The 9,843-nt window shown below is 41.5% G+C and carries 5 protein-coding genes and 6 pseudogenes; 4 read left to right on the forward strand and 7 right to left on the reverse strand.

Going from position 1 to position 9,843, the window contains the following annotated elements:
- Positions 1-186: pseudogene (locus ACLFKQ_RS30785) on the forward strand (hypothetical protein); the annotation flags it as partial.
- A gap of 323 nt (positions 187-509) precedes the next feature.
- Here the strand turns inward: ACLFKQ_RS30785 and tnpC are convergent.
- The 4 genes and pseudogenes from tnpC to ACLFKQ_RS30805 form a co-directional block, all read right to left on the reverse strand.
- Positions 510-1,968, reverse strand: a pseudogene (tnpC, locus tag ACLFKQ_RS30790) (IS66 family transposase).
- 53 nt (positions 1,969-2,021) lie between these two features.
- Positions 2,022-2,465, reverse strand: a complete 444-nt coding sequence (locus ACLFKQ_RS30795) for a transposase (RefSeq protein ID WP_448998435.1) — start codon at positions 2,463-2,465, stop codon at positions 2,022-2,024.
- A 190-nt stretch (positions 2,466-2,655) separates the two neighbouring features.
- Positions 2,656-3,926: pseudogene (locus ACLFKQ_RS30800) on the reverse strand (IS701 family transposase).
- Positions 3,927-4,008: 82 nt separating this feature from the next.
- Positions 4,009-4,200, reverse strand: coding sequence for a hypothetical protein (locus tag ACLFKQ_RS30805; protein ID WP_448998434.1), 192 nt, complete (start codon positions 4,198-4,200; stop codon positions 4,009-4,011).
- A 180-nt stretch (positions 4,201-4,380) separates the two neighbouring features.
- Here ACLFKQ_RS30805 and ACLFKQ_RS30810 point away from each other — a divergent pair.
- Positions 4,381-4,754 (forward strand): annotated as a pseudogene (locus ACLFKQ_RS30810) (IS1 family transposase); the annotation flags it as partial.
- A 258-nt stretch (positions 4,755-5,012) separates the two neighbouring features.
- On the opposite strand, the gene ACLFKQ_RS30815 reads toward ACLFKQ_RS30810, so the two are convergent.
- A complete protein-coding gene (locus ACLFKQ_RS30815) occupies positions 5,013-6,338 on the reverse strand; it encodes an ISNCY family transposase (RefSeq protein ID WP_448998433.1) in 1,326 nt (441 codons plus the stop codon).
- A gap of 148 nt (positions 6,339-6,486) precedes the next feature.
- On the opposite strand from ACLFKQ_RS30815, the pseudogene ACLFKQ_RS30820 reads away from it, so the two are divergent.
- Positions 6,487-7,262, forward strand: a pseudogene (locus tag ACLFKQ_RS30820) (transposase); the annotation flags it as partial.
- A 13-nt stretch (positions 7,263-7,275) separates the two neighbouring features.
- Here ACLFKQ_RS30820 and ACLFKQ_RS30825 read toward each other — a convergent pair.
- Positions 7,276-7,410, reverse strand: a pseudogene (locus ACLFKQ_RS30825) (ParA family protein); the annotation flags it as partial.
- Positions 7,411-7,702: 292 nt separating this feature from the next.
- On the opposite strand from ACLFKQ_RS30825, the gene ACLFKQ_RS30830 reads away from it, so the two are divergent.
- Positions 7,703-8,317 (forward strand): cysteine hydrolase, encoded by a 615-nt coding sequence (locus ACLFKQ_RS30830; protein WP_448998432.1) that lies wholly within the window; start codon positions 7,703-7,705, stop codon positions 8,315-8,317.
- A gap of 734 nt (positions 8,318-9,051) precedes the next feature.
- On the opposite strand, the gene ACLFKQ_RS30835 is transcribed toward ACLFKQ_RS30830, so the two are convergent.
- A protein-coding gene (locus tag ACLFKQ_RS30835) for an IS5 family transposase (RefSeq protein WP_449003404.1) occupies positions 9,052-9,833 on the reverse strand; the annotation gives its coding sequence in 2 pieces (ribosomal slippage) (positions 9,052-9,483 and positions 9,486-9,833; 780 coding nt in all).
- Between the last annotated feature and the right edge of the window lie 10 nt (positions 9,834-9,843).

Below are 9,843 nucleotides of genomic sequence, written 5' to 3' on the forward strand. Positions count from 1 at the left end.
CCCAAATGCCAATCAGCTCGAATCATCAAATACGGTTCTACCCATTACGGTAAACTAAGATTCCGCGGTCAAGTATGTCGTCATTCTGACGGGGAGACAACCAAGCTAGACCATACTCTGTATGCGTTTCATAGCTTTAAGACCTCGAAGATAAAATGGCAGTTTATTGATAGCAGCTCTCATTAACTTTTCGACCCACTCCCAACATATATCCATAGATAAGATCCAAGTAGTGCCATATAGTCCCGTCCAGAAATAACTGTGTCTGGGTCGATTTTTACCTTCAAGCTTTAGTCTATTGATATACTTGGTTATACCAGTATTTCTAATTTTTAATCCTGCTATACAACTAGCAGTATAAGCGAATGCTATTAACAAAATTAGATTAGTTAAACGTTGAGTATTAGCTTGGCTTTCTTCTAGATTATAACCGCCACTCTTACAATCCCGAAACATTGCTTCAATTCCACCACGAGAGGCAAATATTTTAATAACTTCCTGGTAAGGATTCAGGTGCAAGCATGAGGAATAAGAGAAGGATAAGAACAATGTCCAACTGTAGCTTGTAAAGTCTGTTGAAAAAAAGTAATCACCGAACGTCCTTGCAAACGACAAGATTGAATTGCACTCAGCAGGTTGGCTGTATGTTGAAACCGTTCGATGGAACGAGAGCCACCACAAACTTTCCGCTTGGTTACAGCAGTTCTCAAACATCGTTCAGCTAGATTATTGTCGGGGGGTATCTGAGGATGTGTCAGAAAATACCACCATTGCTCCGCCTTATCACGCAGCGAACGTAGCAGTTTTCCAGCTTCATGACCAGCATTCTTGAGCCAAGTCTTAATTGCGCTAGTCACTCGCCTTCGGAAATCCTCTGCCCAATCTCGATAGTGGCTTTCCTGATGGGTCTGTCGCCAAACCCGATGTTGCTTAAATGCCTCATCAATTAGAGACAGAAAGGTGGTAGCAATTTCTTGGTTATCTACCCCTTTAGTCTTTAACAGTTTTTGAAAATGACGACGTAGATGAGCCAAACACTTTTGTTGTCCTGCTACTGAATAGCCGTTGTAGACACTAAAATCGTCGCTAATCAAAACTCCATCATAGAATACTCCTAATACAGCTTCCAATTCTCTGCGTTTTCTAGTATCGCCGGCATGAAACAGGCAGAACTCTGACCCAGCTAAAACCCAGAGCCATTCTTTGACTCCTTTAACTGAGCAGGGGGTTTCGTCACAATGTAGAGGAGGATGCTCTGAATTAATCGACTTTTTCAACCCTTCAACACTGTTGATACTCGCTTGTTGTACTCGTTCGTTCATTGGTGGCAACTAAAGTTCCCCTACTAATTTCTATTGCTCCCAGTTCCCACAACAGTTCTTGCTGTTTAGCATAGGACATATGAGCATAGTTTCCCAGCCAGGAAAGTAACCCCTGTAGTCTGACTCCCAAGTCTTGACCTGGAATCATTGTGGGAGACCGTCGAGCTGCCTCTATTGCTCCACACTTGCCGCATTGACAGTGATGACGTTGGTACTCTACGACTTGTATCGGTTTTGCCACCAACTGGGCTACCTGTTGAGTATCTACTCGTACCCCCTTAGTCTTCCATTGTTGATTTCCACAGTTGGAGCAGATGGTCGGTTTCAATACTTCGTAGCGGTCTACACGCCCAAATCCTTTTCTCGTCTTCCCTTGATGTCCTGGTTGTCCTCCTGGTTTTCTTTTTGTCTCTTTTTTGGCTTCTTCCAACCCTACTTCTGGTTTTCTCTCGCTTTTTTTCAGCAAGTCAGTTGAAGGGGGTTTCGATGAGGTTTGGCTGTCGAGGTTGAGGCTCTGTTCCAGTTGTTCTATTCTTTTTTCTAGCTTCTCAATCAGCTTTTGTTGGGTAGTCACGATTTCTGCCAGTTTCTCATTGGACAACTGGCGCAGTTCTTCGGCTTTGAAGGGGTGATTAGCTTCGCTCATTATTGGCTACTTTAATCTCTTTTTCCTTTTTGTCAACCCTGATACCTGAATCCTTACACTTCCTGTTTATTTTCGAGGTTGGTGAGCAGATACCAAGGAGCAGGTAATTGTTTATTATCGTACTTTCTGTTCCAGTAAACTACGACGTTAAATCTGTCTATTTTATTTTCTTGTGTTACTAAAACTTTAGAGTACAAAACTCGTGTTCCTGGATTAATACACAAAGAATCTAGAGATTGATATTGTTGGTATCTGAGCTTAATTTTAGTATTTTTGTTCAATCTAAAAACGAAGTGTATTTTTTTCTTGGTTAACCACAGGGCAAATGCCGTACTCCTATATTCTCGATCGCCAATAACTACTAAATGATATTCTTTCATTAAACGTAATACGGGTCTAATAACAGCTACCTGCTCATAAAAATTACTACTACCTTTCTTAGATAACAGCAGCCAGTATCTTGGTAATGCCCGCTTTTTCCAAATTACACTTACCATTAAAATATTATTGGCTTTCCACTGTGTTCTATCGATAGTTATTATTAAGCGATCGCCTGTTTTGAATTGACTATTAATTATTTTTTTAATTAAGGGAAACCAAAGTAATGGTAAGCTTAATCGCGGTAAAACTAGAAACCTTTGTATTTTCTTTCTTCTAGTTTCACACTTAACGGTACTTAAACAAAAATCAAGCCCAAACAAAGCCCAAACTAGCTTTATAAGCTACGAATACGTCGCGATTTTGGTTCAACCATTGGACAAAACGATAAGATATACCTGTACGAAAAGCTTCTAATGCTTCAGGAAATGTCTCCAAAGGTTTGTTCGCCCAACGTCTTCTTAAACCTCCAGTAAGCTTATGCCAAAGGATAAAAGTATAGGCACAAAAAACTAGAATAAAATGTCTTTCCAAACTCTTCTTATCTCTAACTTGATACTCTTTTAATCCTAACCATCCCTTGGCTTCTCGATAGAAAACTTCTATCCAGTTTCTCTGAGCATAAGTTTGAACTATCCATTGCTCGGTTACTATTTCTCCCTCAACATTTGTGAGTAAGTAGTCAATATCTTCAGCATCTTCAAAGATTGGTGCACTCATGACGATAGCTATTTTTCTGATTCCTTCTAGCCTTGATATTTCTGCTTCTATTATTGCTACCCAGACGGTTCTAGGTTTTTCACCCTGGATTTGAATCTCCTTAAATTCCTCATCAGATAACCATTGAGCATATTCATCTACTCTGATTTTTTCTAATTGATTTGATGGAGTTTTAACCAAAATATTACGATTTTTAGCGATTCCTCCTATATACTTTAATTTCTTTTTTTCCAGTTCGAGTAAAACAGTTGTGTTGTTACCATAGGACGAATCTATTAATACTAGTCCTGGTCGATATCCCCTCTTCAAACTTTTATCGATTAATTCTAAGGCTAAGGTGGGTTTTTTCTTGAATTCTCTGTCTTTCTTTCCTTCGGGCAACGAATTACCATGTTGATATAGTTCTATGTCTAAAGGTAAGCTTTTTTGGCCATCATATAGATGAGTTGTTACTACAACATTGCCATTATCTGTTTTCCCAATTTCCCCAATATATTGACGACCTACTGCTGCGGTAAAGTTACCACTTTTTCTATGCCCAGAGTCATCAACAATTAGACTAAATCCCTTACTGATTCTCGTTTGATTACACTTGTTCATCACTTCTAAGCGACGTTCATTTATCTTGTTCGCTGACCAAGTTGCTTCAGTTAAGAAATGGTGTAATTTGTGGTATGTGACCTCTACTGCGTCTTTAGCCATTTGAGATACATTTTTTCGCTCACTTTCCCCTAATAATCCTCCTAAATAATGTCTGAATTCCCTTTTTTGCGCTTTAGTTCTCAGTAAATCATCAAACTTTTGACACCATCTCATCTATCGAAACAGGGAGGCATGGCTGCGGGAGTAGTTTCTTTCATAAAGTAAGTGCGATCGGGCTTTAGAATAATGTTAAAGTTAATCAGCAAAGGTATTCTATCTTATTTTGTCTGTTTAAATTGTTTAAGTACCGTTAATTGGATATGGAAAGCTCGAAGCCAATCTTTCGATTCTAACTTGACGGTGAACTTGTAGTAACCACACTAGAATTTGTAAGGTTAATAATTCTGAATCAGGGAGATAAGTTTTGAGATAATCTAGATAGAATTGGGGCAACATTTTCTTGAATAATTGTCTGTTTAATTTATCAGACAATTATTTTTCCTGATTTTTAAATCGACCCTTCATCTTGCTCAAGATGATTTAAGTATTTGCCTGGTTCTCTGTAACTCTTTGTATTTATACGTACTTCCTAGACTCATATTTTGGGAAGGTGACTAAACGCGCTTTCTCTCTTGCTGTCTCTAGTTTTTAGCGGTTGTCTCCCCGTCAGGTGGACGACAATTTGTCGAGAATGCTAGCCGTCAACCGATTGAGGAGGCAACTCGCCAGTTGATTGACAAGCTGCTACTCGAACGCCTATCGTTGGCAGCGATCGCCAGAGTCTCAGGTGTTGCTCAACGTTGGTTACAAATGTACGTCAATCAGAAATTTTATCAAATCCCTAGGACTGTTAACGTTACCCAAAAAAAAGAGGTAGGCTGACGATTCAATTAGACGAGATGTGGTCATTTCTGGGTTCCAAGAAGAACAAGCAATGGATCTGGTTGGCTATTGATGCCGAGAGCCGCGAAATTGTCGGGGTATTTGTTGGCGAGCGCTCTCGGCAGTCAGCGCCGCCGCTTTGGCAATCTTTGGGGGTGATTTACAGCAATTCTCATTTTGAAACCTGAACGAAAGAAAATACAGAATGAAAAATGAGAAACAGGAACTTGTGCGCGAAAAATTTTTGCGCACAAAGCGAAGAGTTAATTAATTGTGAGCCAAAGTAAGCTTAGAAGCAGCCATCATTTCCGAGGAAGTTCATTTTGAGCCATGAAAAAGCCGAGTAATACTTGGAACGACTACCTATTACTCTGTAGAGCTATAAAGGGCGCGAATTGGTTCTGGTTCAACAGTCGCGAAATTTAGCTAGAATTAACCCTGTCAGTTGCTTTTCCCTCCCTCAGCATAAACTCCCACAAAGTCTGCCAACTCTCAAACCATAAATATCTGGTTAGTGCCCGAACATCATTGAAGAAAGTTTGGCGAGTAACTAACATCGAGCGAACGGCACGATAAGTGATGTGGACTAAATCCCAACTGGTGTGGAAGAGATAAGCTAACCAATTAAGGCAGAATAGAAGTTCCGCCTGGTGGTTTTCACCGTGACCCAAGTTGTGTTCGAGATGATAGCCTTTAGTTTTGAGAATATTATTCCCTTCATTTTCGAGCTTCGAGCGCGCACGAGCAGCAGTGACAATCTCGATCGCATTCTGTCGCTCGATTTCATGGCAAGTAGCAAAGGCATTGTAATACAAGGTTTTCTCGTCGCTGGTATCTGTAACCGTTACCTCACACCAGTTTACGTCCAGGGCTGGTTGGGTAGCTCTGAGGGGAATTTTATTCACAAAGCGGTAGTAGTAAGACAAACATTTTCGTCCTCGAATCTCCAACTGGGTTAGAGTTTTCACCTCCCCGACTCGTTCGAGGTAATCCACCCACTCATAAAGTTCTGAATGAGATGTACGCTTACAGACAAAGATAAAATGATAACCATGAGCCAAAGCCGTTTCACAGATGGGTTGATTGCAGTAGAGGTCATCCCCAAGTAAAGTTACAGGGAGGTCTTCTGGGTCGCGGGGATGAGCAGCAATCCAACGCTTAGCGGCAGCGTTCTCCCAGTCTTGTTTATCATGACCATCTTGGGAAGTGATGAATTCTGGTTCTAAACTGATGAGCTGTGGTCGTCCTGGAGCCACCAGTACCGGAGTAACCGCAGCATGAAAATAGGTAGTACTGCCGTTTTTATGAGTCCGATGGCAACAATGACAACAGTGAATCTTCTTGGAGGAGAAATATTCAGTTCCATCAAGTGTCAGCAAAAATCCTCCACCGAAGCAACGATAGGGCGATAGGTTCCCTGTCTTGGACAAACCATTATAGACTGAGCGAAAAACGCCAAATACCGTCGAAGCTGGCACCAAATTGAGCAGGGTGCGAATCTGAGGATCACAGGGGATGTTCTCGATGCCAAACAAACTCTGGGCATTATTTTTCCCTTTCTGACTTTTCATCAAACGTTGATGGTCTAAAAAAGAAGGAGATTGCATAAAAAATACAGAAAATGCACTTAAGTGAGCTTCTTCAACCGTATATTTAGTATTATTGCTTGGTTTTCGTTCCTCGGGAAGATTATTTAACTCGGCACTCAGCATCGATAGTAATTCAGGCATTCCTATTGCTAGACCCATGTTGCTACTCTGTGAGAATTTAATGCCTTTTACTTTAATCTAATTCACCCGAATCTTAATCAGAGTGGTTTTTGTTAGCGAAAGTTATTTGCTAACAAACGTTCATTTCTCATCTATTTTTCTCTGGGAATTTTTAAAATGAGAATTGCTGACATATCACCGCTTACATCACTTTTTAACCGAAGCACCTTGGTCATCAGACATGGTTAATGAGCGACGTTTACAAGTAATGAACAAGTGTCATCAGACTAGAATTTGTAGCGGTTTTAGCTTAATTGTTGATGATAGTGGTCATAGAAAAAGTGGGTGCTTGCTCCGTCCTATACGCTGAGGAAACCTCAGCGCGGGCGGTGCGCAATTTCACTGCGGGAGTAGGTCGTCAGTATATTGGAGAAATCGGGAAAACAGATAATGGCAATGTTGTTGTTACAACTCATCTGTATATGGTAACAATACAACCTTGTTGAAGGAATTAGAGAAGAGAAAGTTAAAATATATTGGAGGATTAGCCAAAAATAGAAAGGTAAAACTTCTTAATCAATTAGAGGATAGAGAAGACATAAGATTAGATGATTTAGCACGGTCGTTACCCAAAGAGGCTGTTAGTGAAGTAATTCTAAATTTAGAAAAGAAGTTTTCTATCGTGAAGCCAAAGGTTGGTTAGGGCTAAAAGAATATCAAACAAGAGGTAAAAGAAGCTTAGATAGACATTTAATCCTTGTCTTTTGTGCTTACATTTTTATCCTTTGGCACAAGCTAACTGGTGGGTTAAGAAGACGCTGGGCTAATAAAGAAATTAAGACTTTTCCTGAAGCATTAGAAGCGTTTCGTACTGCTATGTCTTTTGGTTTCGTTCGATGGCTCAACCAAAATCCTGACCTATTCACAGCTTATAAAGCGAGTTTGGGCTTTGTTTGGGCTTGATTTTTGTTTAAGTCCCGCTAATTTGTTGGGCATCGGCATCTACAACCAAAACCCGACCTCGTTGAGAGAGCCAGTAAGCAAGATGGACAGAAGTAGTGGTTTTCCCAGTACCTCCCTTTTGATTGGCAACAGCGATAATTTTGCTCATCTACCTAGTTATTGTAGTTTGGATAAGGCGATCGTATATCTTAATAAACAATATGCGGTAGGTACGCTAGAAATTAAGGTAGTGCAGCTAAGAACGAAGTATGATAACTAGGAAATTTCTGGATAATGTACCAATAAAGGATAATATCCAGAAAAATTCGAAATAAAACCCTACATAGGGTAAATATACAGAATAATTTTGGATATCATGACCTATAGGTTAGATCTACAGAAAGTTTCCGTATAATAAATAGTGATGCCGCCACAACTCACCACCCAACCGAAGGAGTTTCATGATGGAAAAGACCGATCGAGCACTCATCCTGATCGAGTTCCAACAGGAGTGGCTGGCAGACGATGGAAAGCTGAATAAACTCATGGAGGATCGGTATCTCTTGCAGGGTGCAAAGGATAACGCGAAAAGGGCGCTTGCAGCGGCCAGAGAAGCGAACTTTCGCGTCATACACTGCGGCTTAGGCTTTCAAGAGAATTATCCGGAGTTGGGCAAGCCGCGTGCTGGTCTTCAGAGCACCATCCAAGAGGCAGGAACGTTCCTAGCCGCCGGCCAGGGCAGCCGGTTTGTCGAGCCGTTCACTCCAAGTGCAGGCGAGTTTGTGGTTCAAGGGCGGACGGGCGGTAGCGCCTTTGCAGGATCGAACCTTGACGTTTATCTTCGCAATCAACGGGTAAACCACATATATCTTGCGGGTTTCGCATTACACGTATGCATCGAATCCACCTTGCGGCAAGGCCATGACCAGGGCTACGAAGTGGTTGTACTGTCCGATGCGTGTGCGGCCTTCAATCAAGCCCAACAGGCTCACGTTCTCGATGCCGTTGTTCATCATTTCGGCAAACAGATGAACACGGATGATTTCGTCCGCTCATTGGAAGCAAAGGCAGCATAATAAATAGTTACTCTGCTTCAACTTAAGCTGAGTAAGGTGCAAGAAATTCATACACAAGTTAAGGAGATTCGTATACCAATGAATCCAGCATCTGTCTCAACTTTCTTACACGAAAATACTATTCGCGGTGAAATATTCCAGCTGAGATCCTAAATCTCACTGAAAAGTAAATGTGTATATATCCTCCTGGCTAACAACCTCAATGCACGCCGACCGACGAGAGGTTGTTGGTTAGAGTTCGAGGTTGTCTGTGGCGGATGATTGGGATCGTTAACAATTTCTCCTCGGAGCAGTCGACCGTCCCCGAACTCAAATTGCCCTAGCTGCACCGTTCATGTAACGCACCCAACCGACAAACCAATCAATAAATACTGGTTACTAAACTCCAATTGCTTTAAGAAGAGCGACCAGCGAAGCTGTTGCTGCTCAAGCACCGCATATTTTAAAGAGCAGTTTGCAGTGGGCACGGTAGAGGTTAGGATAGTGCAGCCTATGGCAAGATTTTAAAAGAATTTAATTTATTTCTCAAATGATTCCCGATTCATTGTTTAAGACTTTATCTTAACTAGGGCGTGTTTTAAAAGTCGGTGAAATGCTTAAAAATACGAGATTGAAGTATTTGGCTTAAACTTAATTTACGTAGACGGGGGATTCGATATACGATTCCACGTCAAGTCAATGAGCTTGGTTAATGGTACATAAGAAACATAGAGTTTTAGGTTCTGTTGACACAATTAACGCAACCAAATTAAAGCCGAAGCAAATTCGGCAAATCCCAAATAACATTCGTCAGTTTTGTCAAAACGGCTGAAAACGCGACGATAGTATTTAAGTTTGTTAAAAAAGCACTCAACTAGATGTCGCTCCTTGTACAGATGTGAATCGTAATCTCTAGGGTTGAGGCGACCAGAACGAGGCGGAATCACGCCTTGAGCACCAGTTTCCTCAATCAAGACCACAAAAGCATCACAATCATAGCCTTTATCGGCAATTACCTGTTGAGCTCGATAACCAGCCACCAATGCCTCTCCTTGACTGATATCGGCGGTTTGCCCTGGAGTCAGAAGCAACCGCAGCGGATTGCCCAACGCATCTACCACAGCATGTAACTTGGTACTAAATCCGCCACAAGAACCTCCTAAAGAGTGTTTTTCTGACCCCCTTTTGCTCCTGCTGCACAGGGATGAGCACGAATCATGGTGCTATCGGGAATTAAACTTTCTAAGTCAGCAGAGTGGGACATTTCTTGCAAGAGACGATGCCAAACTCCCTTCTGACACCAACGCCGATATCGTTTGTAGAGGCTGTTCCAGTTGCCAAAACGTTTGGGTAATTCACGCCATTGAGCACCTGTGCGAGTAATCCAGAGAACCGCATTCAGAAAACGACGACAAGCTTTGGGGTCTTTGATACGGATGTCTTGTTGGTGGCTCAGAACAACGAAAATTTGCTGCCAAGCAGAATCGTCCAACTTAACGGTACTTAAACAATTTAAACAGACAAAATAAGATAGAATACCTTTGCTG

The organism is Myxosarcina sp. GI1(2024), from assembly GCF_053543375.1.